We start from the raw sequence: 24269 nt of genomic DNA, 5'->3' as shown, positions 1-24269 counted from the left end.
GCAGCAGCAATTTATTTGCTTCCTGATCCTTGCTGTGGCGGCAGCGTGCGCAAATAGGCCACGATAGCCGCCATGTCCGCGTCGTTGATGTTGTGGTACCAGTCAAAGGCCATGGGCGGCTTGTAGGGCTTGCCGCTGCGGTCTTTGCCGGTACGGATTGCAGCGGCGATCTGTTCGTCGCTCCAGTCGCGCAGGCCTTCAGCGTGCGGCGTCAGGTTGCGCGAGATGCTGTCGCCCCATGGGCCTTTGATATTCTGTCCTCCCGCGCCCAGGCTCGTCATCACCAGCATGCCCCGCTCATCGCGCGGCGTGTGGCACTCCATGCAGTGGGCAATGGCGACCAGGTAGCCGCCATAAGCCACTTTGTCTTTCGGTGATGGCGAAGCGACGTTCTTCAGCGGTGGGCCGTAGTTCGGCGGCAGCGGGAAGTTGAAGGTCGATTTGGGAACCTGGTTCACCACGGCCGGCTGGGCGCGCAAGTACCTGATGGTCGCCGCCAGGTCCGCGTCCGACAGTGACCGGTAGAACTGGATGGGCATGGGCGGTCCGATCAAGCTGCCATCGGGCCTGATGCCCTCGCGTATGGCCTTTGCCAGCTGGGCGTCGGTCCATTTGCCGATGCCGGTTTCGCGGTCCGGCGTGATATTGGAAGCGTAGGACTTGAACATCTCCTCGGCGAACTCGAAGCCGCCCGCCATGCCTTTTTCGGCAATCACCGCACCGGTCTTGTCGCGCACCGCGTGGCAGTTGGCGCAGGCCAGCACCCCCTCGACCAGGTATTTTCCGCGTACCAGTTTCGCATCCGCCGCAACCGCTGCTTGCGCCGACAGCACTGCGCAAGCGAACAACCAGGCGCCAGTCCTCATTTTTCGCCTCCCCTCGCAAAGCATTCATGCTTGCACAGGATTCCGTTATTGCAATACCATTTACTCAACTGTTGCAAAATTTACCCAAGCAGGCAAACGATGTTTCGACTTTCCCCGGTGGGCCAGGCAGTCCGCCTTGCCCTGGCCGCCGCCTTGTGCGCCAGCCCTTTCGCCATCTTCACCCTGTCCGCCCAGGCCCAGACGCCGCCCGCGCAGCAAAGCGCGCCGCAGGCCGAGCGCTCCTTTGAGCGTGGGGCGCCGCTGCCGGCCTGGGTCGATCGCCTGGCCACCCTGCCGGATGCGCTGCAAGGCGAAACTGCCAGCATGCGGTTTGCGGACCTGCAAATCTACGTGGCCGATACCACCAGCTATTACGTGCGGCGGGCGGCGATTGCGCACCAGCCGTCCGGCCTTGAGGGTCTGGCGCAGATCCCGATCGACTTCCAGCCTGACTACCAGCGGCTGTACCTGCACAAGGTAGCCATCCATCGCGGCGGCCAGGTGATCGACAAGACGGCCAGCGCCGACATCCGCTTCCTGCAGCGCGAACGCAACCTGGAACAGGGTATCTACGACGGCACCGTGACCGCGCAAATCGTGGTGAGCGACCTGCGCGTGGGCGATACGCTCGAATATGAATACACCACCAGCGGCCAGAACCCCGTGTTCGGCCAGCACGTGCTGCAGGACGGCCACTGGGACAACAGCTTCCCCTCCGCCTACCGCCGCATCATCCTGAACATGCCGGCAGAGCGCTTCATCAATTACCGCCTGGTTGGCGCCGCCGAAGGCAAAATGGCGCGCCAGTCCGCCGAATACAAGGATGGCCGCCGCATCATGCGCTTCGAGGAAAAAGGCCTGGAGGCGGTGCTGCCGGAGCAGTACGTGCCGGACGACGTGGAGCAGGTGCGCTGGATGCAGTTCTCCGATTTCAAGGACTGGGGCGCGGTCAACGACTGGGCGCTGGACCTGTTCGGCGCCCGCACCGAAGCGGGCGTGCTGGAAGGGCCGCTGCGCGCCGCGCGTGCCGCCCGAACGAAGGAAGAACAGGTTGCAAAGGTGCTGGAATACGTTCAGAACGAGATCCGCTACCTGTCGGTGTCGATGGGAGAGAATTCCCACCGCCCCTTCCCACCGGCGCAGGTGCTGGAGCGACGCTACGGCGATTGCAAGGACAAGAGCCTGCTGGCCGTCTCCATGCTGCGCGCTCTGGGCATCGATGCCGACCCGGTGCTGGTGGCCACCACCACGCACAAGGGATTGGCCAACGTGCTGCCCTCACCCATCGTCTTCAACCACGCCATTGTCCACGTCACGCTGAACGGCAAGGAGTACTACCTGGATCCGACGCGCCGCGGCCAGTACGGCAAGCTCGATGCCATGGGCCAGGCGCACGCGGGGCGCCAGGTGCTGGTGGTCAAGCCCGGCAGCACGGCGCTCAGCGTGATTCCGCAGTCGGCGCCGCAAACCTTGCAGCATCGGCTCAGCGAACGTTTCAACGCACCATCCTTCGACAAGCCGGCCGACCTGGTGCAAAACAGCGAGTTGCACGGCGTAGCGGCGGAGGAAATGCGCGTGGCGCTGGCCGGCATGAGCAAGCAGGAGATTCACAAGGCGTATGAGACCGTGATGGCGCGCCGCTATGCGGAAGCCCAGCTGCTCGGCGAGCCGAAGGTCGAGGATGACCGCATCAACAATATGCTCAAGGTGGAGCTGCGCTTCAGTATTCCAAACCTGTTTTCCGAAATGCGCACGGGCGAAGGCTGGAACATGTCCTACACCCCGAGCAATATGACGGAGATCTTCGCGCCGCCCGGCACTTCGCATCGTAAGCATTCATTGGCGGTGCCGGCATTCCCGGGCAATGCCGAATACGATATCAGCCTGCGCCTGCCGCAAGCGTTCAATATCACGCGCGGCAATGCGGCACGCGATATCGATGACCACGCCTTCCAGCTGCAGCGCAAGCTCGATGTCGACCGCAACAACGTGCACCTGAACCTGCAGCTGTCCATCAAGGCCGACCGCGTGCAGCCGGCGGACATGCCGCAGCACGTGAAGAACATCCAGCAGTACAACGAGATCGTGTCCGGCTCGCTGAACGCCTTCAAGTCCGACATGATTGGCGCTGCCGCGCAGCCTGCGCCTGCCGCGGCACCGGCGGCTGTCCCGGCCCCGCCACTGCAGACGGAGGAGCAGCGCATTGCCGTGCTGGTGGCGAGCACCAGCCGCGCCATCGCGAACACCGAGGCAAGCGGGCGCGATCCGGTGCCGGCCCTGTGTGAGCGCGCCGTCGCACTGGCCTGGCTGGGCCGCAAGGAAGAAGCCTTGAAAGATGCGGCGCGCGCCGTGCAGCTGCAGCCGAGCTCCAGTGCCGCCTTGCGCTGCCGTGCGGAAGCGAACTTCACACTGGGCCGCTTCAAGGAAAGCGAGGCCGATTACAGCAAGGTCATTGCGCGCGGCGCCGATGACGCAGAGGCCTACCTCGCGCGCGGACTGGCCAGCCTTTACCAGGACAAGCTGGCGCCAGCGCAAGCCGACTTCCGCGATGCCATGGTGCGCTACGAGGACCGCACCGACAAGGCGCGCGCTGCACTGTGGCTGCAGATCGCCGGCGGCAAGCCAGCCGCCGCGGACAATGGCGGCGATGCCGACGCCGCCTGGCTCGGCGACGTCAGCGCCATGTTGGACGGAAAGACCGATCCGGAACAGATGATCACCCGTGCCACGCGCAACGCCGGCAGTGGCATCGATGCGCGGCTGGTCGAGACCTATTTCTACATCGGCCGCCACCTGCTCGCAAGCGGCCAGAAGGTCAAAGCCAAAACTTACTTCCAGCGCGCGGTGAACAAGCGCTTGCTGGACAACCCTTACCACGTGGCGGCCCAGCATGAGCTGGCGCGCCTGTGAAAGAAAGCCCCGACGCCAAATGAAATTGAAATCCATCGCCCGTGAATTGCTGCTGGCTCTCGCCGTGGGCGGCGCGCTGGCTGTACCTGCCTTCGCAGCAAATACGGCCGTCACCGCGCCGCCTGCGGCACTGGCTCCGGCATACGCCAAGGACCTGACCGACATCCTGGACGGCCTGCCGTTCTACGAGGCCATGGTTTATGCCAAAGTGACAGAGAATTACAACCGTGCGATGCGCGATTACTTTGTACGCAGGATTTCGAAACAAGAACTCAGCGCCAAGGTGGCGCCGCGCCTCGCAGAAATCCTGCCCCAGGATCTCGCTGCCAGCGTGGCGGCGTCCGTGCGCCATCCTGCATACCGCCATCGGCTGAAAGCCTATGTCGCAGAATGGGGAGCAACAGGTGAAAAAGTCGCGCCGTTGACTGCGGAAGAAACCAAGGTGCTGCAGCGTATCGATAACGACGCATCGAGCAAGAAATTCGCAGAGCTGATGCCGAAGATTTCGGACCTGCTGCGGTCCACAATGGACAGCATCCGCGCAGAACTGGACACCCAGTTGGCCCTGGAAGCGCTGAAAACCATCGAAACGACGCAGGCCGAACTGGCAAAGGTGAGCGAGACCGGCCGTCCGATCGAGATCCGCACCATCGGTTTCGGCCCTTGGGACCAGATCATCCTGGCCCTTGGCCACAGCACGCAAAGATGGCGCTGACTTTCCATCGCTATAATGCGGAGCTCGACAAGATGGATTTCTTCGAGCAGACCAAGCCGGGCGGCATCGTCACAAAACAGAACTATGACGAAGCGGCCGGCGTGGTGGACAAGGCAGAAGACGCGCTGGCCATCGCCCTGAAAGACCTGGACGGCGCGATTCACGACCGCGAGCAGGATATTGGCAAAAGCGAATTTGCGGGGCACCCTAAGTTCCGCGCCAAGATGGACGAGGTGACGGCCAATCTGTACACCTTTGCCGGCGACCTGGGCGAAGCCTATCGCCGGATGTTCTCAGCGCAGCGGCAACTGATCGCCTTCCTGCAGGCGCATAAAGAGCTGGCCAGTGTCGAAGGCGAGACCATCATATTCGAAGACGAAGCCAACGTCGCCGCCGTGAACGGCCTGCTGGGTAGAATCGTTACCGCCGCCAAAGACGTGGAGGCACTGGTCAATCGCCAGACCGCGCTTGAAAATGCGGAATTCGACAAGGCGCGGAAAGCCCTGAAGAAGTCCTGATAAGAAACTGAAGCGGCTTCACCGCCGCTTCATCTCCAGCGCACACAGGCCCGCTACAGTGCGGGCCATGAATACCAATACCTCCCTTGAACGCGTCACGTACGCCTACCTGCTTGCCGTCAGCTGCGCCACAGTGACTTTTGTGAGCGGCAACGAGTTGTGGGACTTCTTCACCAATGGCGATGCGCACATCCGCTTTCCGCTAGCCACGCTGGTACTGGCCTGGATCATGGCTTTTGCCGCCTCGCTGCCGCCATTTGCAGTGAGCATCGCGCTGGCGATCCGCCGCGGCTACGGCAGCGCGCGGTATTTCATGGGCGGCGCCGTTGCCACTGCGCTTGCCTGGCTTCCCTTCCTGGCCTGCGCGTATGCGCCACGCCACCTGCTTCGCCTTGGCCCAATGCTGGCGCTCGCGGGCCTCGCCGCGGGGGGCGCGTGCTGGCTTGTGCTAAAGTCGGCGCACGATGAAGATACTGTTCCTGCTTTTTAGCGCGCTGCTGGTGGCGGCGCTGCTGATGGACCGGCTGCGCCAGTGGCGCGGCGGCCGGCGCAATCAGCGCAGCGCGTGCGCGTTGTGTGCCGCCGAAATCAGACGGAATAACTATGAGGAGCTGCCGCTCGCCAGTGGCGGCGGCGCGAAGATGCGGGTTTGCCAGCGCTGCCACGCAGTCCACTACAGGGTGAAGTGGACTGCGGTGCTGCTGATAGCACTGGGCTTTGCGGCCGTGGCCTTTATGCTCGCTTGGACACCAGCGTAAGGATGTCGTAGCTGGCCACCAGTTCATCGTTCTGGTTGGTCACCTGCACGTCCCACGCCACGACGCCCTGGCCGCGGCCTTTATCGTCGGTGCGGTTGCGGTCAACCTTGCGCTTGCAGGTCAGGCGCGCGCGGATGGTGTCGCCGATCGCCACGGGAGTGATGAAGCGCAGGTTGTCCAGGCCGTAGTTGGCCAGCACAGGGCCTGGCGCAGGCGACACGAACAGGCCCGCCGCTGCCGACAGCACGAAGTAGCCGTGGGCGATGCGCTTGCCGAACTGCGTGTCCTTGGCCGCGATCTCGTCGAAGTGCATGTAGAAGAAGTCGCCGGAAATGCCGCCGAAGTTGACGATATCCGCTTCGCTCACGGTGCGGCGATGGGTCAGCAGCGAGTCGCCGATCTCCAGGTCTTCGAAACACTTGCGGAACGGATGGATATCGCTTTCCTTGACGGCGCCGCCGCGCACGTATTCGCCGATGATGGCGGTCAGCATGGTCGGCGAGCCTTGCACTGCGGCGCGCTGCAGGAAGTGGCGCACCGCGCGGATGCCGCCCAGTTCTTCACCGCCGCCGGCGCGGCCAGGGCCGCCGTGCTTCAGCTGCGGCAGCGGCGAGCCGTGGCCGGTGGAATCGACCGCCGCTTCGCGGTCCAGCACGTGCACACGACCGTGCGAGGCGGCGGCGATCGGCACGGCGTAGGCGGCGATGGCGGGGTCCTTGGTGATCAGCGAAGACACCAGCGAACCCTTGCCGCGTGCGGCCAGTTCCAGTGCTTCGTCGATGGTGTCATAGGTCATCATGGTGCTGACCGGGCCGAAGGCCTCCACGTTGTGTACCGCATCGTTGCTCAGCGCATCGCGGCACAGCAACAGGGTCGGCGAGAAGAAGGCGCCATTCTCAACGCCCTGCCCCACCAGCTTCAGCACACCCGCGCCGCCGAACAGGATCTCGTTGCCTTGCGCCAGTTGCGCCACGCGTTCGGCCACGTCGCGCTGCTGGTCCTTGGAAGCCAATGCGCCCATGCGCACCCCTTCCACCGATGGATCGCCCACCACGACCTTGGCCAAGCGCTCGCGCAGCTTTTCAGCCACGGCATCGGCACGGTCGCGCGGCACGATGATACGGCGCACGGCGGTACACTTCTGGCCGGCCTTGGTGGTCATTTCGCGCTGCACTTCTTTCACGAACAGGTCGAATTCAGGATCGTCAGGCGTGACGTCCGGTGCCAAGATGGCGCAGTTCAGCGAGTCCGCTTCGGCGGTGAACGGTACGGAGTTGGCAATGAGGTTGCGGTTGGAGCGCAGCTTGGCGGCTGTGTCGGCGGAACCGGTGAAGGTCACCACGTCGGCGCCGCCCAGGCGATCCAGCAGGTCGCCGGTGCTGCCGATCACCAGCTGCAGCGAGCCTTCCGGCAGCAGTCCGGAATCGTTGATCATGCGGATCAGGGCTTCAGTCAGGTAGGACGTGGCGCTGGCTGGCTTGCCGATGCACGGCATGGCGGCCAGGAAGGATGGCGCGAACTTTTCCAGCAGGCCCCAGATCGGGAAGTTGAAGGCGTTGATGTGCACCGCGATGCCGCCGCGCGGCACCAGGATGTGGGTACCGGAGAAGCCGCCGCGCTTGCCCAGCGCCATGGCCGGGCCTTCGTGCAGCACGTTCGACGAAGGCAGCTCGCGGCTGCCCATGCTGGCGTAGGCGAACAGGGTGCCGATGCCGCCTTCCACGTCGACCCAGCTGTCCGGGCGGGTGGCGCCGGTCAGGTGCGAGATCGCATACAGTTCTTCCTTGCGCTCCATCAGGTACATCGCCAGGGCTTTCAGGCGCTGGGCGCGAGTCTGGAAGTCCAGCTTCATCAGGCCCGGGATGCCGGTCTTGCGGCCGTAGTGCACGGCTTCGGCAAAGTCGATCTGCTCGGCGTGGGTGTGATAGATGACTCGGTTGTCCAAGGCGCTGTGCAGCGCGTTCGCTGCCTCCTTGCCTTGCCAGCGGCCGCCGATGAAGCTTTGCAGGGTATGTACCATTTAGGGTCTCCGATTACTGTTTATTGTCGAATGCTTGTTTGTGCAGGTGCATGGGGAGCGACGTGTCCCATTGCATGCGCTGGCGGCCCGGCGCAGCCTCTGTGTCGGGCTGGCACTCCACCATCGTCTGCATGGAACGCACGGCAAGCTCGTGATACTGGCCGGTGCCCAGGGTCTTCCAGGCGATCTCGCTGTCGCTGACCTGGCGCAGGATCTTGGCCGGCGCCCCAACCACCATGCTGCGCGGAGGAATTTCCATGCCGGCCTTGACGAAGGCCGCGGCGCCGATGATGCACTCGGCGCCCACCACGGCGTTATCCATCACCACCGCGTTCATGCCCACCAGCGCATTGCGGCCGATGCGGCAGCCGTGCAGCACGGCGCCATGGCCGATATGGCCATCCTGTTCAACCACCGTGTCGCCGCCGGGGAAGCCGTGCATCACGCAGGTGTCCTGCACATTGGCGCCCTCTTCCAGGATCAGGCGGCCGAAGTCGCCGCGCAGCGAGGCCAGCGGCGCGACGTAGCAGCGCGGGCCGACAATCACGTCGCCGACCAGCACTGCGGTCGGGTGCACATAGGCGGTGGGATGGACCACCGGCCTTACACCATTGATTTCGTAGCAAGGCATGCTCAGACTCGCTCAATGACCAGCGCAATACCCTGGCCCACGCCGATGCACATGGTGCACAGCGCGTAGCGGCCGCCGGTACGTTCCAGCTGGTTCAGCGCCGTGGTCACCAGGCGTGCGCCCGAGGCTCCCAGCGGATGGCCGATGGCGATGGCGCCGCCGTTCGGGTTCACGCGGGCGTCGTCGTCGGCCAGGCCCAGGTCGCGGGTTACGGCGAGGCCCTGTGCGGCAAAGGCTTCGTTCAGCTCGATCACGTCCATCTGCTCGATGGTCATGCCCAGCTGCGCCAGCAGCTTCTTGCTGGCCGGCGACGGGCCAAAGCCCATGATGCGCGGCGCCAGGCCGGCAGTGGCCATGCCCAGCACCTTGGCGCGCGGCTTCAGCCCGAATTTGTCGACGGCGGCGCCGGATGCCAGCAGCAGCGCGCAGGCGCCGTCGTTGACACCGGATGCGTTGCCGGCGGTGACCGAGCCATCGGGCTTGACCACGCCTTTCAGCTTGGCCAGCGCTTCGATGGTAGTGTCCGGGCGCGGATGCTCGTCGGTGTCGACGACCTTGGGATCACCTTTCTTCTGAGGGATGGTGACCGGCACGATCTCGCCTTTGAAGAAACCTGCCGCGTGCGCGGCGGCCCAGCGCTGCTGGCTGCGGATGGCGAAGGCATCCTGGTCGGCGCGCGCCACGGTCCATTGCTCGGCCACGTTTTCTGCGGTCTCCGGCATGGAGTCGATGCCGTACTGCTGCTTCATCAGCGGATTGACGAAGCGCCAGCCGATGGTGGTGTCTTCGATCCTGGCGCTGCGCGAGAACGCGCTGTCGGCCTTGCCCATCACGAACGGCGCGCGGGTCATGCTCTCCACGCCGCCGGCGATGATCAGCTGCGCCTCGCCGGATTTGATGGCGCGCGCCGCCATGCCCACCGCGTCCAGCGAGGAGCCGCACAGGCGGTTGATGGTGGTGCCCGGCACTTCCACCGGCAGGCCTGCCAGCAGGCCCGCCATGCGGCCCACGTTGCGGTTGTCCTCACCCGCGCCGTTGGCGCAGCCGTAGTAGACGTCGTCCACCTGCTTCCAGTCCACGGAAGGATTGCGCGCCACCAGGGCGGCAATCGGGATCGCCGCCAGGTCGTCTGCGCGCACGCCTGCCAGTGCGCCGCCGTAGCGGCCGAATGGGGTGCGAACGGCGTCGCAGATGAATGCTTCGGTCATGTTATTCCTTTGGTCGTTTGTCTATTACTCGTTTGGCCTTGCCGGTCGCGGTGCGTTCGATGCCGCCCGGTCCCAGCAGCGTGACTTTTGTGCTCACGCCGACATTGGTCTTGATACGGTGCTCCAGCTCGCGCGCCACGTCCCCCGCATCGCTGCGGGCGATGCCGGCGCGCAGCTCCACCAGCACTTCCAGCTTGTCCAGGTGGCCGTCGCGGCTGACCACCAGCTGGTATTGCGGTTCAAGCTTCGGCAGTTTGCAGATCTGTTCCTCGATCTGGGTCGGGAACACGTTCACGCCGCGGATGATCAGCATGTCGTCCGAGCGGCCGGTGATCTTGCCGATGCGGCGCATGGAGCGCGAAGTCGGCGGCAGCAGGCGCGTGAGGTCACGCGTGCGGTAGCGCACCACCGGCATCGCTTCCTTGCTCAGGGAAGTGAATACCAGCTCGCCCTCTTCGCCGTCCGGCAGGACTTCGCCCGTTTCCGGGTCGATGATCTCGGGGTAGAAATGGTCTTCCCAGATGACCGGACCGTCCTTCGACTCGATGCATTCGCTGGCCACGCCGGGGCCGATCACTTCGGACAGGCCGTAGATGTCGACCGCGTCGATGCCGGCGCGCTGCTCGATCTCGCCGCGCATGGCGTTGGTCCAGGGCTCGGCGCCGAAGATGCCGACCTTCAGCGACGACTCGGCGCACTCCAGTCCTTGCCGCTGGAATTCTTCCACGATGTTCAGCATGTAGGAAGGCGTGACCATGATGATCGACGGCTTGAAGTCCTGGATCAGCTGCACCTGTTTTTCGGTCTGGCCGCCGGACATCGGGATCACGGTGCAGCCCAGGCGCTCGGCGCCGTAGTGCGCACCCAGGCCGCCGGTGAACAGGCCGTAGCCGTACGAGATGTGCACCATGTCGCCGGCGCGCCCGCCTGCGGCGCGGATGGAACGGGCCACCATATCGGCCCACATGTCGACGTCCTTCTGCGTGTACCCGACCACGGTCGGCCTGCCGGTGGTGCCGCTGGAAGCGTGCACGCGCACGACTTTCTCGCGCGGCACGGCGAACAGGCCGAAGGGATAGTTGTCGCGCAGGGTCTTCTTGTCGGTGAAGGGGAACTTCGCCAGGTCGGACAGCGATTTCAGGTCGTCCGGGTGCACGCCTTTGGCGTCAAAGGCGTCGCGGTAGTGCTTGACGTTCTCGTAGGCGTGCTTCAGCGACCACTTCAGGCGCTCAAGCTGCAGCGCTTGCAGTTCATCGCGGCTGGCGCGCTCGATCGGCTCCAGGTCGTTCGGTGCGGGGGTGCGTTGGACCATCGGTACTACCTCCATCAACTAGCTATGGGTTGGAACCACCTCTCCGGCCACGCGGTGCGATTTGCCGCGGAAGGTGGCGATCATCTTGCCCTCCTGGTTGGTGACGTTGACATCGTAGATGCCGGTCTTGCCGGCCAGCGTGCGCTCGATCGCTTCCGCCGTCAGCAGGTCGTCCAACCGCCCAGGGGCGAGGTAGTCGATCGTGCAGCCTGCGCCAACCGTCGTGTGGTTATGGCTGTTGCACGCGAATGCGAAAGCACTATCCGCCAACGCAAAGATGAAGCCGCCGTGGCAAGTCTGGTGCCCGTTCAGCATATCGGTCCGCACCGGCATGGCCATGCGCGCATAGCCGGGGCGGATTTCTACCAACTTCATACCCAGGGCCTGGCTGGCGGCGTCGCGCGCGTACATGGCCGCGCCGGCGGCTTCTGCCAGGGCCTGTGGATTCGTCTTAGGGTTATGCATGGATCCTCGCTCCGCTCAGTTGGCGGCGGCGCAGCAGGGGCGACACGCGATAGCGGTCCTCTCCATAGCTGCTTGCCAGGTTTTCCAGCACGGTAACGATGTGCGGCACACCGACCAAATCCGCCCAGGCCAGCGGGCCGCGCGGATAATTGACGCCCTTCTGCATCGCCACGTCGGCGGCCTGCGCGCTGCAAACGCCCTGGTTGACGGCATCGGCTGCCTCGTTGGCCAGCATGGCGACGGTGCGCATCACGGCCAGGCCAGGCACGTCATCCAGGCGCGTGACCGTGAAGCCGGCCGCCTGGAACATGCCGATGGCCGATGCCATGGCACGCGGGCTGCACTGGTCGGAGCAGGCGATGGCGATGCGCGGCGACTTGGCAAAATCGAATACCAGGTCGTACACCACCATGTCGTCGTGCTTGTCGTCGCGCGCGCGCTGGGTCGCGGTGCGGCCGTCGGTGAGGTAGATGGCGGCGCCGTTGCAGTGAAATGCCGGCGCTTCAGTCGAACGGTGGCCTTCGGCGGAGTTACGCTTGGTGACGGCGATACCGCGCTCTTTCATGCGCTCGATGATGGTGGTGGCGATGGCCGTGTGTGCGCCCGGCTCAAAACTGTAGCCGATGTATTCCGGCGTCGGTTGCGGCGCTTCGGCACGCGGCTGCGGCGCCGCGGCACCTTCGCCGTAGTCGTAGAAACCGCGGCCCGATTTGCGGCCCAGGAAGCCGGCGTTGACCATCTCCTGCTGCAGCACCGACGGCGTGAAGCGCGGGTCGTTGTAGTAGGCGCGGAATACGGATTCGGTGACGGAGTAATTCACGTCATGGCCGATCAGGTCCATCAGCTCGAATGGGCCCATGCGGAAGCCGCCGCCTTCACGCATCACCGCGTCGATGGTGGCGGGGTCGGCGGCCTGCTCGTTCAGCAGGCGCCAGCCTTCGGCGTAGTACGGGCGCGCCACGCGGTTGACGATAAAACCTGGGGTGGACTTGGCATGCACTGGGTTCTTGGCCCAGGCGATAGAGGTGTCGTACACCGTTTCCGCGACGGCGGCGTCGGTCGCCAGGCCGCTGATCACCTCCACCAGCGCCATCAGCGGCACCGGGTTGAAGAAGTGCATGCCAACCAGGCGCTGCGGCTTGCGCAGCCTGGCGGCGATGGCGGTGACGGAAATCGAGGAAGTGTTGGTGGCCAGGATGGCGTCGTCGGCGACGATGCCTTCCAGGTCGGAGAACAGGCCGCGCTTGACGTCCAGGTTTTCGACGATGGCTTCGACCACCAGCTTTGCATCGGCGACATCGGCCAGGCCGGCAACGCCGTGCAGGCGTGCACGCGCACTGTCCGCATCGGCGGCGCTCATCTTGCCTTTTTCAACCAGCTTGCCGTACACCTTGCCGATATCGGCGATGGCCTTCGCCACCGCCTCCGCACGCGTGTCGAACAGCTTGACCGTGTAGCCGGACGCTGCCGCCACCTGCGCGATGCCGGAACCCATTGCCCCGCTGCCGATCACGGCAACGACACTGCCTTGCGCCAGAGCCGCCATGCTTATTCTCCCTTGAAGTTTGGAGCGCGCTTATTGATGAAGGCGTCCACGCCTTCGCGGTAGTCGTGGCTGTAGCCAAGCTCGCGCATCATTTCGCCTTCCAGTTTGAGCTGGTCGGCCAGGGTGTTGCCGTAGCTTGCCTGCAATGCGTGCTTGGTGAAAGCCAGTCCCTTGGTCGGGGCGCCGGCGAAGTGTTTGGCCATGGCCATGGCTTCGTTCATCAGTTCTTCATCCGGTACCGCTTTCCAGATCAGGCCCCATTGCTCGGCGCGTTCGGCGGACAGCTTTTCGCCCAGCATGGCGAGGCCGGTGGCGCGCGCGTGGCCGATCAAGCGCGGCAGATGCCAGGTGCCGCCGGTGTCGGGGATCAGGCCCAGTTTGCAGAAAGCCTCGATGAAGCTGGCGGATTTGGCGGCGAGGACGATGTCGCAGGCCAGGGCCAGGTTGGCGCCGGCGCCGGCGGCGACGCCATTCACGGCGCAGATGACGGGCATCGGCAGTTCGCGCAGGGCGAGGACCAGGGGGGCGTAGAACTTTTCGACGGATTCGCCAAGGTCCACTGCGGCGCCGCCCGGGGCGACGGCGCGGTCGCCGAGGTCCTGGCCGGCGCAGAAGCCGCGGCCGGCGCCTGTCAGCACCAGGACGCGGACGGATTTGTCGGCGCGCAGTTGCTGCAGCGCTTCGCGCACTTCAAGGTGCATGGCTTGCGTGAAGCTGTTCAGCTTATCGGGACGGTTCAGGGTCAGCTTGGCGACGCCTGCTTCGATTTCAAACTGGATGTTCTCGTAGGTCACTCTTGTCTCCTCTTTTCTTAGACCCTGTAAACCCGGGTCTGACCCAGGTTTACCGGGTTTGGGGTTATTCAGCCTGGTCGAAATCGACAACCACTTTATCAGTCACCGGGAACGCCTGGCAGCTCAACACAAACCCACGTGCAATCTCGTAGTCTTCCAGCGCGTAGTTGACGTCCATATCCACCTTCCCCTCCACCATCTTGCAGCGGCAGGTAGAGCATACGCCTCCCTTGCAGGAGTAGCGCATATCCAGTCCAGCACGCAAGCCGGCATCAAGGATCGATTCCTTATCCTTCTCCATGGTGAAGGACGCCGCATTGCCATCCATGATCACAGTGACTTCGGTCAGGTGCGGCGCCGCATCGGCCACTGGACGCGGCTTATGCGTGTGCTTTGGAATGCTGGCGGCGAACAGTTCGATCTTGATGTTCGATTTCGGCATGCCCGCCTCCTGCAGCGCAGCCGAAACGCCCAGCATCATGTCTTCCGGCCCGCAGATAAAGGCGGTGTCGTAATCCTTGATATCGATCCAGTGCTGCAGGAACTGCTCGGTCTTTTCCTTGGTGATGCGGCCGTTGAACAGCTCAATATCCTGCTGCTCGCGCGACATCACATAGACGATATTCAAGCGCTCCAGGTAAGTATCCTTCAGCTCCATCAGCTCCGTCTTGAAGATCACCGACGACGACGCGCGATTACCGTAGAACAGCGTGAAGCGGCTGGTCGGTTCCGTCATCAGCGTGGTCTTGATAATCGACAGGATAGGCGTGATACCGCTGCCGGCCGCAAAGGCCAGGTAGTTCTTGCACTGCCCCGCGTCCAGCGGCACGTTGAAGTGGCCCATCGGCGGCATGACTTCGATGGTGGCGCCAGGCTTGAGCGATTCATTGGCCCAGGTGGAGAACATGCCGCCCGGCGTGCGCTTGATCGCCACGCGCAGGGCGCCGTCCTGCACGGCGGAGCAGATCGAGTACGAACGGCGCACGTCTTCGTTATTGATATTGGTGCGCAAGGTCAGGTGCTGGCCTTGCTGGTACTTGAAGCTTTCCTGCAGTTCGGCAGGCACGGCGAAGGTGACGGCGATGCAATCGCGGGTTTCCTGCTGCACCTTGGCGACGGACAGTGGATAGAATTTGCTCATGATGTCAGTGGCACTTGAAGTAGTCAAAAGGCTCGCGGCAGTCGAGGCACTTGTACAGCGCCTTGCAGGGCGTGGAACCGAACTGGCTGGTGATTTCCGTGTGGTCGGAGCCGCAGTGCGGGCAGATCACTTTCGGCGCTGGCACGGCGCCGCGCGCAATGCCGGCCTTGAGCGGATCGAGCGGCGCGGCGGCCGGACGCGGCGTACGCAGGCCGCTGATGTCGACCACTTTCTGGGCCGGAGGGGCAATGCCGTAGCCTTTCAGCTTGGCCTTGCCCGAGTCGCTCATCCAGTCGGTGGTCCATGCCGGCGACAGACGGGTGATGATATCGACCTGCTGGATGCCGGCGTCCTGCAGTGCGCTCTGCACCGCATCCGCAATCACCTGCATGGCCGGGCAGCCGGAATAAGTCGGCGTGATCGTGACCGCGCAGGAAGAAGGCCCGGTCACCTGCACATCGCGCACGATGCCCAGGTCCACCACTGAAATCACCGGGATCTCCGGGTCGGACACCTGTTCCAGCAGGGACCAGACACGCGTCGCGTCCATCACCACTCCGAACCAGGGTAGGCGCGCTGCAGGAACTGCATCTCGGCCAGCAGGTAGCCCAGGTGCTCGCTATGGCGGCCTTGCTTGCCGCCCTTCTGCATCCATGCGTCGGCCGGCGGCATGGCCAGCGTTGCCTCGCCAAGGATATCGGAAACGTGCGACAGCCACTGTTCGCGCAGCATGGCGGCCGGCGGCGCAATGCCTTCCGCAACCATGGCTTCATCGACAGCGTCGTAGTTGAACACCTCACCTGTGTACATCCACAGTTCATCAACAGCAGTCTGCGTGAAATGGTGAGAAACATCGGTGCCATCGCCCAGGCGCACCACCAGGTCGCCGCTGCGGCGCAGGTGGTAGGTCACCTCCTTCAGCGATTTCTCGGCAATTTCCGCGATGCGCGCATCGCTGCACTTGGTCAGCGCGCCGATCAGGAAGTAATGCCAGGCATCGAAGAAGAACTGGCGCACCAGCGTGTGCGCGTAGTTGCCGTTCGGCTGTTCGACCAGCAGCACATTCTTGTAGTCCTGCGCATCGCGCAGGTAAGCCAGCTTGTCCTCATCGCGGCCCGCGCCTTCCAGTTCGGCGGCGAAGGTGTACCACATGCGGGTCTGGCCCAGCAGGTCCAGCGACACATTGGACAGCGCCATGTCCTCTTCCAGCGCCGGGCCCTTGCCGCACAACTCGCACAGGCGCTGGCTCAGCACCATGGCGTTGTCGCCCAGGCGCAGCAGGTAATTGACCTTGTTATCCATGTCGCAGCCTTACAGGTTCTTCACTTCTTCCGGCATCGGGAAGAAGGTCGGGTGGCGATACACCTTGCTGTTGGAAGGCTCGAACAGCGGGCCCTTGTCGGCCGGCGCGCTGGCGACGATGTCGGAAGCGCGCACCACCCAGATGCTCACGCCTTCATTGCGGCGGGTGTAGACGTCGCGCGCGTTATTGACTGCCATCTCCGCATCCGGTGCATGCAGGCTGCCCACATGCTTGTGCGCCAGGCCGTGCTGGCTGCGAATGAAGACTTCCCACAGTGGCCATTCTTTGCTCATCTTGTCTCCTCTCAGGCCGCAGCCTGCTCCTTATTGTGTTTGTCGGCGTAGGCTACCAGCGCGTCGCGGAACCATGCGCCGTCTTCGTAGGCTTTGACGCGGGTGCGCAGGCGCTCGCGGTTGCAAGGGCCATTGCCCTTCAGGACCTGGTGGAATTCTTCCCAATCGATTTCACCGAAGTCGTAGGAGCCGCGCTCCTCGTTCCACTTCAAGTCAGGGTCGGGGATGGTCAGGCCCAGGAATTCGGCTTGCGGCACGGTCTGGTCGACCATGCGCTGGCGCAGTTCATCGTTGGAGAACAGCTTGATGCGCCATGCGCTCGATTGCGCGCTGTTGACGGAAGCCGCATCGGAAGGGCCGAACATCATCAGAGATGGCCACCACCAGCGGTTCAGCGCATCCTGCGCCATCGCCTTCTGCTCCGGCGTGCCCTTGGCCAGCGACATCATGATGTCGTAGCCCTGGCGCGCGTGGAAGGACTCCTCCTTGCAGACGCGGATCATGGCGCGCGAGTACGGGCCGTAAGAGCAGCGGCACAGCGGGATCTGGTTGATGATGGCCGAACCATCCACCAGCCAGCCGATGGCGCCCATATCGGCCCAGCTCAGGGTCGGATAATTGAAGATCGACGAGTACTTGGCTTTGCCGCTATGCAGGGCCGCCAGCAGTTCATCGCGCGATACGCCCAGGGTTTCTGCGGCGCTGTACAGATAGAGGCCATGGCCCGCTTCATCCTGGATTTTGGCCAGCAGGATGGATTTGCGCTTCAAGGTCGGCGCGCGGGTCACCCAGTTACCTTCAGGCAACTGCCCGACGATTTCGGAGTGGGCGTGCTGGGAGATCTGGCGGATCAGGGTCTTGCGGTAAGCCTCCGGCATCCAGTCTTTCGGCTCGATCTTGATACCGGCGTCGATGCGCGCCTGGAACTCGCGCTCCTGCGCGTCCATATCTTCTACGGTCTGGACCTTCTTCAGGCCGGTTTCCACCATTTGTGCGTACATAAGGAGGGCCTCCTTGTTCGGGATAGACTCATAATACGATACAAAATCGGATTTGCAAACGAATTTTGTGTGTCATTTAAAAATTCTGTATCCAGATCAATGACAGTGTATAAAATCGGTCTATGCAAAAAAACCAGAAAATCAATGGCTGGATTGAAGAATTCCTGGCCAGCGACCCGCCACGCTCCAAATCGCTGGTCATGACCATCTTCGGCGATGCCATCGTCCCGCACGGCGGCATGGTGTGGACGGGCAGCCTGATCGAGCTGCTGGCCCCCTTCGGCGTGAACGACCGCCTGCTGCGCACCTCCGTTTTCCGGCTGGCGCAGGAAGGCTGGCTGGGCGCCCAGCGCGACGGCCGCCGCAGCAGCTACGCCATCACGCCCGACGCCATGCGCCGCTTCAGCCGCGCCTTCCGCCGCATCTACGCCCCTCTGAACGTGCACTGGAACGGCCAGTGGACCCTGGTGCTGGCCGCCGACGGGCTGGACGCGCCGGCGCGCAGCCAGCTGCGCAAGGAGTTGTTGTGGGAAGGCTATAGCGTGATCGCGCCAGGAATCGCCGGCCATCCCGCCGGCGACATCGAAGCCCTGGAAGCCCTGCTGACGCGCCTTAGCCTGCTGCACAAAGTGTACGTGGTCCAAGCGAGCGAAGTGCCCGGCCTGCGCGCGCGCCCGCTGGGCGAAATGATCGCCGAAGGCTGGGACCTGAGCGAGGTGATCGCAGGCTACGAAAAATTCGCCGCCCAGTTCGGGAGCCTGCCTGCGCTGCTGGACGAAGCAGGAACGGCAGGCATCGACCCCGAGCAAGCCTTCGTCCTGCGCACCCTGCTGATCCACGCCTACCGCCGCGTGCAGCTGCACGACCCGCAATTGCCGATCGAGCTGCTGCCCGAGCCCTGGCCCGGCGCCCGCGCCTACGAACTGGCCAGCCAGCTCTACCGTCAGCTGCAAGCCCCCGCCGAGCAACACATCCTCGCCGCCCTGCAGCGCGAAGACCCAAGCGCCCCGCACCCCGAGGCCAGCTTCTACCAGCGCTTCAGCGGCCAATAGCAGAGCTCGTGTCCCCCTGGGGTCACACCCGAAATGAGACACAAGCCCAACCGTGACCACGGTTGGGCTTGTGTCTCATTTCGGGTGTGACCCCAGGGTGGGACACGAGCGCGGCTGTAGGGGGTGGTGTATCATGTCGGGCTTCGCGCGACGGCGCCCCTTTTTCCGACAGGACACACAATGTCTATCAAAATCAGCAGCCAGTTCGATGCTGGCGCCATCGATGTGGTCAGCGTTACCTCCGCTGGCGATATCGACGTCAATATCCGCAAGGACTCCCACGCGGACATCATCCAGTGGTTCTATTTCCGTGTGCAGGGCGCGCAAGCGGTGCCTCTGACCATCCGTTTCCTGAACGCCGGCAAGGCCGCGTATGCCGAGGGCTGGAAGGGCTACAACGCCGTCGCTTCCTACGACCGCGATAACTGGTTCCGTGTACCGACTTCCTTCGATGGCGATGTGATGACCATCGAGCACGCGCCGGAACATGATTCCGTCTACTACGCCTATTTCGAGCCGTATTCGTGGGAACGCCACCTGTCCCTGCTGGACTCCGCGCAGTTGCACCCGCTGACCGAACTGGTGGACCTGGGCAGCACCGTGGAAGGCCGCGACATGAACATGCTGGTGATCGGCGACCAGCAGGCCGAGAAAAAGGTGTGGGTCATCGCCCGCCAGCACCCTGGCGAAACCATGGCTGAATGGTTCGTGGAAGGCATGGTCGAAGCCCTGCTCGACGCGGCCAATCCATACGCCCGCCAATGCCTGCAGGACGCTTGCTTCTACGTGGTGCCGAACATGAACCCGGACGGCTCCGTGCGCGGCAACCTGCGCACCAATGCCGCCGGCGCCAACCTGAACCGCGAGTGGAACGAGCCGACCATGGAGCGTTCGCCGGAAGTCTTCCTGGTCAAAGAGAAGATGAAGGAAATCGGCTGCGACCTGTTCCTGGACGTGCACGGCGACGAAGGCCTGCCGTACGTCTTCGTGGCCGGCAGCGATGCCCTGCCGAACTTCACCAGGGAGCAGAAGGCCGCGCAGGAAAAGTTCATCGCCGACTTCAAGCTGGCGTCGCCGGACTTCCAATCGGAACACGGCTACCCTGACTCGCCCTACACGCCGGAAGTGCTGACCATGGGTTCGCCGCACATCACCCACCTGTTCGGCTGCCTGTCGCTGACCCTGGAACTGCCGTTCAAGGACAACGCCAACGATCCGGACGAACTGGTAGGCTGGAATGGCGCCCGCTCCGCCAAGCTGGGTGCTGACGTGCTGCAAGCTATCCTGCGCACCCTGCGCAACTTCTAAGCCTTTACGCCGCTTAGCGCTGCAGCGCCCGGAATGCTTTCGGTATCCACGGGCGCGCAGCCAGCATGATGGTCACGGCGCGGCGCTGCTCCCACGGCAGCCGCGCATCATCCTGGTGCTGCAGCGAGAATTCGTCCGCCACCTGCTTCAAACGTTCCAGCAAGGCGCGCGTCGATTGCTGCGACAGCATCACGCTCACCAGCCGCTGCACCTCATGATGGCCGTCGAAACGGCTATCGAAATAGTCGCCATATGCCTCTTCGCGGAAGAAAGCCTGGATCGGGCCATTCGGCAGCCAGCTGAAGGTACGCGACACCAGCAGCTTGACCTTGTTGTTCGGCTTGAGCATCAGGAAGCCGATCTTGTCCAGCCTTAGCAGGCAGGCCGTCGCTTCCGCGGCGCTGATCTTGTAATTGGCCACCACTTCCTCGATCGGCACCTGGTTCAGTGCCAGCACGGCCACCACCAGCAGCTTGGTGTCGCTGATGATTTCCTTTTCCTGCGCATAGGTGAGCTGCGATATCAGCTGCGGCGTATCGGCACTGGCTTGCGCCAGTTCGGCAAAGTCCATGTCCAGCACGGCCAGCACCTGCTCCAGCCGCTCCAGCGTGAAATTGCGGGCCGCGAACATACGCTTGATGCTCGGTTCGGACAGGCCGATTTCCTGGCCCAGCGCGGCGTAGGTAATGCCGCGCGCCTTGAGCTGGCGTTTGAGTGCTTCAACCAGGCGGCTGACGTTGGACATAATGCAATTCCGATAATTGGTATCGGATTATGATACCACCAGCATGGCCGGGCGCTACAGTGCGGACCGCGGTTGCCCCAGGCGCGGGTCCGCGCCAAGATTGCCGCACTTTCATCCACAGGAGTACGAAATGAAACGCGTCCTGATCGCCACCATGCTCGCCATGGCGTGCACCGCCAGCCAGGCGGAAGGCGATTCGCAAACATTGAGCAACGGCGCCAGCGGCCTGTCCGCCGTCGTGGTAGCCGGTTCCGCGCTGACGGTATCGGGCGCCGGTGCGCTGGTGGTCGAATCGGTTGAAGTCGTGGGCGACAGCGTCGTCGTCGTGCTGAAAGCCGCCGGCGATGGCAGCAAGGCCAGCGTGCAGTTCAGCGGCAAGGCGCTGGAAGGCGTTTCTGTCGCAGCCGGAACCGCCGTCAGCGTCGTAGCCATGTCGGCGGGCCACGCGCTCGTCGTGTCAGGCCAGGTCATCGCTTTCCTGCCGAACGAGGCGGGCAAAGCGCTGCTGCACCATAGCCGCGTGAGCTAAGCGATGAAGCGCCTCTTGGCAGCCATGCTGCTGCTCGCCGCGGCGATCGCCCACGCCGGCCAGAACTGCGAGCCGAAACCCATGACGGTGGATGAAGTCCGGCGCTCACTGGACCTTGCCGAGCGCAGCATGCAGGCACTCGATGCCAGCGGCGCGCAAGTGGCGATCATTGCGCGCGCAGGACAGAACCTGTCGCAGTACGGCTTGCGTTATTCCCACGTCGGCCTGGCATGGCGCGATCACCCTGCCGGACGCTGGGTCGTGGTGCAGTTGCTGAACGATTGCGGCACCGCCGATTCCGCGCTGTACAACGACGGCTTGGGCAACTTCTTCATGAGCGGCCTGTATCGCTACCAGGCGCTGGTGATGCTGCCTTCGCCCGAAGTGCAGCAACGGCTGGCGCAGGTACTCGCATCGCGCACGCCGCTGCGCCTGCACGAAGCGAACTACAGCATGCTGGCCTACGCCTTCTCCACCCGCTACCAGAACTCCAACCAGTGGGCATTGGAGACGCTGGCCGCAGCCAGCGCGCCCCCAGGCAAGGTGGAGACGCGCGCCGAGGCGCAGCAGTGGCTTGCTGAAGCGGGCTTTCACCCTGTCGGCGTAGACGTTGGGCTGGGCGCGCGCGTCGGCGCCCGCCTGTTCCGCGCCAATGTGGCATTTGACGATCACCCGACCGGGCCGCGCCTGCGTGGCCACTTCGATACCGTGACGGTAGATGGGATCGAACAGTTCGTGCGCAGCCACGATCGTGGCGCGCAGATTCTCGAACTGTGATTATTTGCGGCTGAGCTTACGCAGGCAGATAAGGTGCTTGCGCCGCAGCCGCTCCAGTTCCCTCGCCTGCGGATAGCCCGGCTGGCCAGGTGAACGCAGGTGGGGCGGGACGCCCGGCTGAGCAAGCTCCGGTTCGCTATTCAGCGGCGGCAGGCGCTCGATTTGTCGTTTGCTGACCATGCTTCATGTTAGCTGCGGCGTTCCGAAGTTGCCAGTTTTGCGCCGCCGCAAGGGCCGTGCTGCGATCTGCGGCGATCACGCGGCTTTGTGGTGGCGAACATGAAGCTAATTTTCATAGCGCTCGCTTGCGGCTTGCTCGTCGGCAGCGCAAACGATACGCATCAACCCAGGCGTTGCCCGAATGGCCGCGTGTGGCCGGCCGCGTAGTGCGCTTTGCGAATGATCTCGTACACCTTGCCTGCATCCGCAATGGTGTCGAAGCGTGGAATCGTATTGTCGCCCGGCCAGGCAGCCAGGCCGGTGAAGCGGGTGCCCGCAGCCGACACGCCGAAAGAAATTGTCCCTTCGCCCTTGTTATTTTCCGTCAAGGCAAAATCGCCCAGCGCGCGCAGTTCCAGGCTTTGCGCGCGGCGGCGCAAAATGCCGGAACGGATAATGATGCGTTCATTGGTCACCACATATTCGGTCCTTGCGCGCTGCCAGGCTTCGATAACGAAGCGGCCGCCGACCATATAAGCGCCCATCAGCACGAAAGGAATGCTCCACAGGCGCAGCACCATCGGCGCATCGGAGCGCATCACCGAGTATTCGAGGAACAGGCTGAAACCGCCCCACAGCAGGCTGAATGGAATCATCAGGACATCTGCGCCGCGCAGCATCAGGCCTTGGCGCGGAACGCCTTGCCATAAAACGCGTTCATTGGTCGAAAGAGCATCCATACCGCTATCTTACCCGGCAGCAAGGCGCTTAAATCTGGCAGATTCTCACTTCCAGAAGAAAAGTACGCGATTCCACCAGCTGCGGCGCGGCCCCGGCAGGTCGCGGATTCCCGGCACGACGGCAAAATCAGTGACCAGTGCGGTCACGCGGCCGGCGCCATCGTAAGCAAAATAAGAAGGATAAAGGCCGGCGCCAACTGAGAATTCGACGCTGCTGTCGCCGCTGGCGAAGCAGGCGCTCCCCGATGCCACGGCGTAGCCGAACATTTCGCCATCATTCAGCGTGCGCGCATCCTGGTCGGCGGTGAGTGCGGGATACCAGTGTGCAGGAGCTGCGCCATCGAGCAGTACGCGTGCATATGCGATGCGCTCTTCGCCATTCTCGAAGCGCGCCAGCGCCAGCGTGACGGGAAATTCGCCATTCGGCACGCACTGCGTGAAAGGTTCCGGCGCGGGATCAGCCTGCGTGTCGCCGGCGGCGATCCTGCCATTGGCGACCGTCAGCCGGCCGGCTTCCACCAGCGCGAACTGCACAGAGGTCTCTTCAAACGAAAAGCGCTCCGCGGCAAAGGCGGAGCGCAGTCCTTCGGGGTTTGGCGCGTAACTCATGCGCCCATCATATTACTTTTGCAGCCGCGCCAGCAATTCCTTGCCCACCAGTGGCGCCGATGCAGGGTTCTGGCCGGTGACCAGTTCGCGGTCCGTCACCATATTGCCCTGCCAGTTGGGGGCTTTGGAGAAGGTAAGGCCAGCCTTTACCAGCGCGGTCTCCGGGTAGAACTTCATTTCGCCGCCACCCAGCTGGCCCTTGGACGCTTCCTCTTCATCGTTGGTGAAGACGGTCACCTTGTAGCCGGAGTAGATCCACTTCGGCTGCGTTGGCGTCGCGCCTTGCGCCAGCTTCATCGTGAAGCCTTTCGCGTCCGGCATGGCCGACAGCAGCGCGATCGGGCCATGGCATACCAGCGCGGTTGTTTTGCCGTCCTGGTGGAAGGCGGCCAGCACCTTACCCAAAGCGGCGCTGGTGAGCAAGTCCTGCATCGGCGCGTGGCCGCCCGGCACGTAGACCGCATCGTATTTGCCGTAGCCCTGCTGCTCAACGCGCGCCAGGCTGATGACAGGCGAGTTGGCGCTGTCGGTCAGGCGCAGCTGCTCCAGCAGTTTCTGGTGCGCTTCCAATGCGGCCTGGTCGCCGCCGAAGAACATGGCGTTGACCGAACCCTTGTCCAGGGTAGGCGCTTTGCCGGTCGGAGTGGCGAAGGTCACGGTATGGCCGGCGTCCAGCAGCATCTTCACGGGCTGCATCAGCTCGTTCAGGTAGAAGCCGGTCTGGAAGGTCTTGCCGGCCTTCAGGTCCAGCGTGGACTCATCGGACAGGACGACCAGCACGTTGCCGGCGTGGGCAGCGCTGGCGCCCAATGCGGCGGCTGCAAGGGCGATTGCGGTGAATTTCTTGAACATCGTTAGCTCCTTGGGAA

27 protein-coding genes are annotated in these 24269 nt (G+C 63.7%); 9 read left to right on the top strand and 18 right to left on the bottom strand.

Annotated features, from left to right (window positions below; genetic code table 11):
- Positions 1-11: 11 nt before the first annotated feature.
- On the bottom strand, positions 12-866 hold the full coding sequence (locus GM658_RS06360; protein WP_211841822.1) for a c-type cytochrome: 855 nt from the start codon (positions 864-866) through the stop codon (positions 12-14).
- A gap of 99 nt (positions 867-965) precedes the next feature.
- Here GM658_RS06360 and GM658_RS06355 point away from each other — a divergent pair, with 99 nt between their 5' ends.
- The 5 genes from GM658_RS06355 (at position 966) to GM658_RS06335 (ending at position 5767) form a co-directional block, all read left to right on the top strand.
- Complete coding sequence (locus GM658_RS06355) at positions 966-3776, top strand: DUF3857 domain-containing protein (protein ID WP_155453181.1); 2811 nt, start codon at positions 966-968, stop codon at positions 3774-3776.
- A 19-nt stretch (positions 3777-3795) separates the two neighbouring features.
- A complete protein-coding gene (locus GM658_RS06350; RefSeq protein WP_155453180.1) occupies positions 3796-4491 on the top strand; it encodes a hypothetical protein in 696 nt (231 codons plus the stop codon).
- A complete protein-coding gene (locus tag GM658_RS06345) occupies positions 4482-5009 on the top strand; it encodes a hypothetical protein (RefSeq protein WP_155453179.1) in 528 nt (175 codons plus the stop codon). The genes GM658_RS06350 and GM658_RS06345 overlap by 10 nt, the downstream gene beginning before the upstream one ends.
- A 67-nt stretch (positions 5010-5076) precedes the next feature.
- Complete coding sequence (locus tag GM658_RS29235) at positions 5077-5499, top strand: hypothetical protein (RefSeq protein WP_229416789.1); 423 nt, start codon at positions 5077-5079, stop codon at positions 5497-5499.
- Positions 5474-5767, top strand: a complete 294-nt coding sequence (locus GM658_RS06335) for a hypothetical protein (protein WP_155453178.1) — start codon at positions 5474-5476, stop codon at positions 5765-5767. Before GM658_RS29235 ends, GM658_RS06335 begins: the two co-directional genes overlap by 26 nt.
- Here GM658_RS06335 and paaZ read toward each other — a convergent pair.
- From paaZ to paaA, 12 genes are all read right to left on the bottom strand, one after another.
- The gene (gene paaZ / locus GM658_RS06330) at positions 5742-7787 is read right to left on the bottom strand and encodes a phenylacetic acid degradation bifunctional protein PaaZ (protein ID WP_155453177.1); all 2046 of its coding nucleotides are present in this window, start codon (positions 7785-7787) and stop codon (positions 5742-5744) included. The two genes, GM658_RS06335 and paaZ, sit on opposite strands and share 26 nt — an antisense overlap.
- 13 nt (positions 7788-7800) lie before the next feature.
- Entirely contained in the window at positions 7801-8418 is a 618-nt protein-coding gene (paaY, locus tag GM658_RS06325) for a phenylacetic acid degradation protein PaaY (RefSeq protein WP_155453176.1), read from the bottom strand.
- A gap of 2 nt (positions 8419-8420) precedes the next feature.
- Positions 8421-9626, bottom strand: coding sequence for a 3-oxoadipyl-CoA thiolase (gene pcaF, locus GM658_RS06320; RefSeq protein ID WP_155453175.1), 1206 nt, complete (start codon positions 9624-9626; stop codon positions 8421-8423).
- A 1-nt stretch (position 9627) separates the two neighbouring features.
- The gene (gene paaK / locus GM658_RS06315) at positions 9628-10938 is read right to left on the bottom strand and encodes a phenylacetate--CoA ligase PaaK (protein ID WP_155453174.1); all 1311 of its coding nucleotides are present in this window, start codon (positions 10936-10938) and stop codon (positions 9628-9630) included.
- A gap of 18 nt (positions 10939-10956) precedes the next feature.
- Entirely contained in the window at positions 10957-11403 is a 447-nt protein-coding gene (gene paaI, locus GM658_RS06310; RefSeq protein WP_155453173.1) for a hydroxyphenylacetyl-CoA thioesterase PaaI, read from the bottom strand.
- Entirely contained in the window at positions 11396-12949 is a 1554-nt protein-coding gene (gene paaH / locus GM658_RS06305; protein WP_155453172.1) for a 3-hydroxyacyl-CoA dehydrogenase PaaH, read from the bottom strand. Before paaH ends, paaI begins: the two co-directional genes overlap by 8 nt.
- A 2-nt stretch (positions 12950-12951) precedes the next feature.
- Entirely contained in the window at positions 12952-13743 is a 792-nt protein-coding gene (gene paaG, locus GM658_RS06300) for a 2-(1,2-epoxy-1,2-dihydrophenyl)acetyl-CoA isomerase PaaG (RefSeq protein ID WP_170298702.1), read from the bottom strand.
- Between the two features lie 64 nt (positions 13744-13807).
- The gene (gene paaE, locus GM658_RS06295; RefSeq protein ID WP_155453171.1) at positions 13808-14884 is read right to left on the bottom strand and encodes a 1,2-phenylacetyl-CoA epoxidase subunit PaaE; all 1077 of its coding nucleotides are present in this window, start codon (positions 14882-14884) and stop codon (positions 13808-13810) included.
- A gap of 4 nt (positions 14885-14888) precedes the next feature.
- Positions 14889-15434 carry a 1,2-phenylacetyl-CoA epoxidase subunit PaaD gene (paaD, locus tag GM658_RS06290; protein WP_155453170.1) on the bottom strand — a complete coding sequence of 182 codons (546 nt, stop codon included), beginning with the start codon at positions 15432-15434 and terminating at the stop codon, positions 14889-14891.
- Positions 15434-16186: a 1,2-phenylacetyl-CoA epoxidase subunit PaaC gene (gene paaC, locus GM658_RS06285; protein ID WP_155453169.1), complete on the bottom strand. Its 753-nt coding sequence runs from the start codon at positions 16184-16186 to the stop codon at positions 15434-15436. Before paaC ends, paaD begins: the two co-directional genes overlap by 1 nt.
- Positions 16187-16195: 9 nt before the next feature.
- On the bottom strand, positions 16196-16480 hold the full coding sequence (gene paaB, locus GM658_RS06280; RefSeq protein WP_028101924.1) for a 1,2-phenylacetyl-CoA epoxidase subunit PaaB: 285 nt from the start codon (positions 16478-16480) through the stop codon (positions 16196-16198).
- Positions 16481-16491: 11 nt separating this feature from the next.
- The gene (gene paaA / locus GM658_RS06275; protein WP_155453168.1) at positions 16492-17481 is read right to left on the bottom strand and encodes a 1,2-phenylacetyl-CoA epoxidase subunit PaaA; all 990 of its coding nucleotides are present in this window, start codon (positions 17479-17481) and stop codon (positions 16492-16494) included.
- A 122-nt stretch (positions 17482-17603) separates the two neighbouring features.
- Between paaA and paaX the strand changes: the two genes are divergently transcribed.
- Both paaX and GM658_RS06265 read left to right on the top strand, forming a co-directional pair.
- Complete coding sequence (gene paaX, locus GM658_RS06270; RefSeq protein WP_155453167.1) at positions 17604-18533, top strand: phenylacetic acid degradation operon negative regulatory protein PaaX; 930 nt, start codon at positions 17604-17606, stop codon at positions 18531-18533.
- Between the two features lie 180 nt (positions 18534-18713).
- A complete protein-coding gene (locus GM658_RS06265) occupies positions 18714-19841 on the top strand; it encodes a M14 family metallopeptidase (RefSeq protein ID WP_155453166.1) in 1128 nt (375 codons plus the stop codon).
- Positions 19842-19854: 13 nt separating this feature from the next.
- Here GM658_RS06265 and GM658_RS06260 read toward each other — a convergent pair whose 3' ends face one another.
- Positions 19855-20586 carry a helix-turn-helix domain-containing protein gene (locus GM658_RS06260; RefSeq protein ID WP_155453165.1) on the bottom strand — a complete coding sequence of 244 codons (732 nt, stop codon included), beginning with the start codon at positions 20584-20586 and terminating at the stop codon, positions 19855-19857.
- A gap of 130 nt (positions 20587-20716) precedes the next feature.
- Here GM658_RS06260 and GM658_RS06255 point away from each other — a divergent pair, with 130 nt between their 5' ends.
- The gene (locus GM658_RS06255) at positions 20717-21115 is read left to right on the top strand and encodes a hypothetical protein (RefSeq protein WP_155453164.1); all 399 of its coding nucleotides are present in this window, start codon (positions 20717-20719) and stop codon (positions 21113-21115) included.
- Between the two features lie 3 nt (positions 21116-21118).
- The gene (locus GM658_RS06250) at positions 21119-21892 is read left to right on the top strand and encodes a DUF2145 domain-containing protein (protein WP_155453163.1); all 774 of its coding nucleotides are present in this window, start codon (positions 21119-21121) and stop codon (positions 21890-21892) included.
- Here GM658_RS06250 and GM658_RS06245 read toward each other — a convergent pair whose 3' ends face one another.
- The 4 genes from GM658_RS06245 to GM658_RS06230 form a co-directional block, all read right to left on the bottom strand.
- The gene (locus GM658_RS06245; RefSeq protein ID WP_155453162.1) at positions 21893-22072 is read right to left on the bottom strand and encodes a hypothetical protein; all 180 of its coding nucleotides are present in this window, start codon (positions 22070-22072) and stop codon (positions 21893-21895) included.
- 161 nt (positions 22073-22233) lie between these two features.
- On the bottom strand, positions 22234-22791 hold the full coding sequence (locus GM658_RS06240; protein WP_155453161.1) for a PH domain-containing protein: 558 nt from the start codon (positions 22789-22791) through the stop codon (positions 22234-22236).
- 45 nt (positions 22792-22836) lie between these two features.
- On the bottom strand, positions 22837-23400 hold the full coding sequence (locus GM658_RS06235; protein WP_155453160.1) for a DUF4241 domain-containing protein: 564 nt from the start codon (positions 23398-23400) through the stop codon (positions 22837-22839).
- A gap of 12 nt (positions 23401-23412) precedes the next feature.
- Positions 23413-24252 (bottom strand): type 1 glutamine amidotransferase domain-containing protein, encoded by an 840-nt coding sequence (locus tag GM658_RS06230; RefSeq protein ID WP_155453159.1) that lies wholly within the window; start codon positions 24250-24252, stop codon positions 23413-23415.
- Between the last annotated feature and the right edge of the window lie 17 nt (positions 24253-24269).

This window comes from Massilia eburnea (assembly GCF_009720745.1).
GTDB classification, from domain to species: domain Bacteria; phylum Pseudomonadota; class Gammaproteobacteria; order Burkholderiales; family Burkholderiaceae_D; genus Rugamonas; species Rugamonas eburnea.
The sequence above is the reverse complement of the archived record's forward strand: the minus strand, read 5'-3'. Positions and strand labels throughout refer to the sequence as shown.

Bases quoted from the DNA above. Each gene is read 5' to 3' on its own strand.
- GM658_RS06360 (WP_211841822.1), bottom strand. From the start codon at position 866: ATGAGGACTGGCGCCTGGTTGTTCGCTTGCGCAGTGCTGTCGGCGCAA.
- GM658_RS06355 (WP_155453181.1), top strand. From the start codon at position 966: ATGTTTCGACTTTCCCCGGTGGGCCAGGCAGTCCGCCTTGCCCTGGCC.
- GM658_RS06350 (WP_155453180.1), top strand. From the start codon at position 3,796: ATGAAATTGAAATCCATCGCCCGTGAATTGCTGCTGGCTCTCGCCGTG.
- GM658_RS06345 (WP_155453179.1), top strand. From the start codon at position 4,482: ATGGCGCTGACTTTCCATCGCTATAATGCGGAGCTCGACAAGATGGAT.
- GM658_RS29235 (WP_229416789.1), top strand. From the start codon at position 5,077: ATGAATACCAATACCTCCCTTGAACGCGTCACGTACGCCTACCTGCTT.
- GM658_RS06335 (WP_155453178.1), top strand. From the start codon at position 5,474: ATGAAGATACTGTTCCTGCTTTTTAGCGCGCTGCTGGTGGCGGCGCTG.
- paaZ (WP_155453177.1), bottom strand. From the start codon at position 7,787: ATGGTACATACCCTGCAAAGCTTCATCGGCGGCCGCTGGCAAGGCAAG.
- paaY (WP_155453176.1), bottom strand. From the start codon at position 8,418: ATGCCTTGCTACGAAATCAATGGTGTAAGGCCGGTGGTCCATCCCACC.
- pcaF (WP_155453175.1), bottom strand. From the start codon at position 9,626: ATGACCGAAGCATTCATCTGCGACGCCGTTCGCACCCCATTCGGCCGC.
- paaK (WP_155453174.1), bottom strand. From the start codon at position 10,938: ATGGTCCAACGCACCCCCGCACCGAACGACCTGGAGCCGATCGAGCGC.
- paaI (WP_155453173.1), bottom strand. From the start codon at position 11,403: ATGCATAACCCTAAGACGAATCCACAGGCCCTGGCAGAAGCCGCCGGC.
- paaH (WP_155453172.1), bottom strand. From the start codon at position 12,949: ATGGCGGCTCTGGCGCAAGGCAGTGTCGTTGCCGTGATCGGCAGCGGG.
- paaE (WP_155453171.1), bottom strand. From the start codon at position 14,884: ATGAGCAAATTCTATCCACTGTCCGTCGCCAAGGTGCAGCAGGAAACC.
- paaD (WP_155453170.1), bottom strand. From the start codon at position 15,434: ATGGACGCGACGCGTGTCTGGTCCCTGCTGGAACAGGTGTCCGACCCG.
- paaC (WP_155453169.1), bottom strand. From the start codon at position 16,186: ATGGATAACAAGGTCAATTACCTGCTGCGCCTGGGCGACAACGCCATG.
- paaB (WP_028101924.1), bottom strand. From the start codon at position 16,480: ATGAGCAAAGAATGGCCACTGTGGGAAGTCTTCATTCGCAGCCAGCAC.
- paaA (WP_155453168.1), bottom strand. From the start codon at position 17,481: ATGTACGCACAAATGGTGGAAACCGGCCTGAAGAAGGTCCAGACCGTA.
- paaX (WP_155453167.1), top strand. From the start codon at position 17,604: ATGCAAAAAAACCAGAAAATCAATGGCTGGATTGAAGAATTCCTGGCC.
- GM658_RS06265 (WP_155453166.1), top strand. From the start codon at position 18,714: ATGTCTATCAAAATCAGCAGCCAGTTCGATGCTGGCGCCATCGATGTG.
- GM658_RS06260 (WP_155453165.1), bottom strand. From the start codon at position 20,586: ATGTCCAACGTCAGCCGCCTGGTTGAAGCACTCAAACGCCAGCTCAAG.
- GM658_RS06255 (WP_155453164.1), top strand. From the start codon at position 20,717: ATGAAACGCGTCCTGATCGCCACCATGCTCGCCATGGCGTGCACCGCC.
- GM658_RS06250 (WP_155453163.1), top strand. From the start codon at position 21,119: ATGAAGCGCCTCTTGGCAGCCATGCTGCTGCTCGCCGCGGCGATCGCC.
- GM658_RS06245 (WP_155453162.1), bottom strand. From the start codon at position 22,072: ATGGTCAGCAAACGACAAATCGAGCGCCTGCCGCCGCTGAATAGCGAA.
- GM658_RS06240 (WP_155453161.1), bottom strand. From the start codon at position 22,791: ATGGATGCTCTTTCGACCAATGAACGCGTTTTATGGCAAGGCGTTCCG.
- GM658_RS06235 (WP_155453160.1), bottom strand. From the start codon at position 23,400: ATGAGTTACGCGCCAAACCCCGAAGGACTGCGCTCCGCCTTTGCCGCG.
- GM658_RS06230 (WP_155453159.1), bottom strand. From the start codon at position 24,252: ATGTTCAAGAAATTCACCGCAATCGCCCTTGCAGCCGCCGCATTGGGC.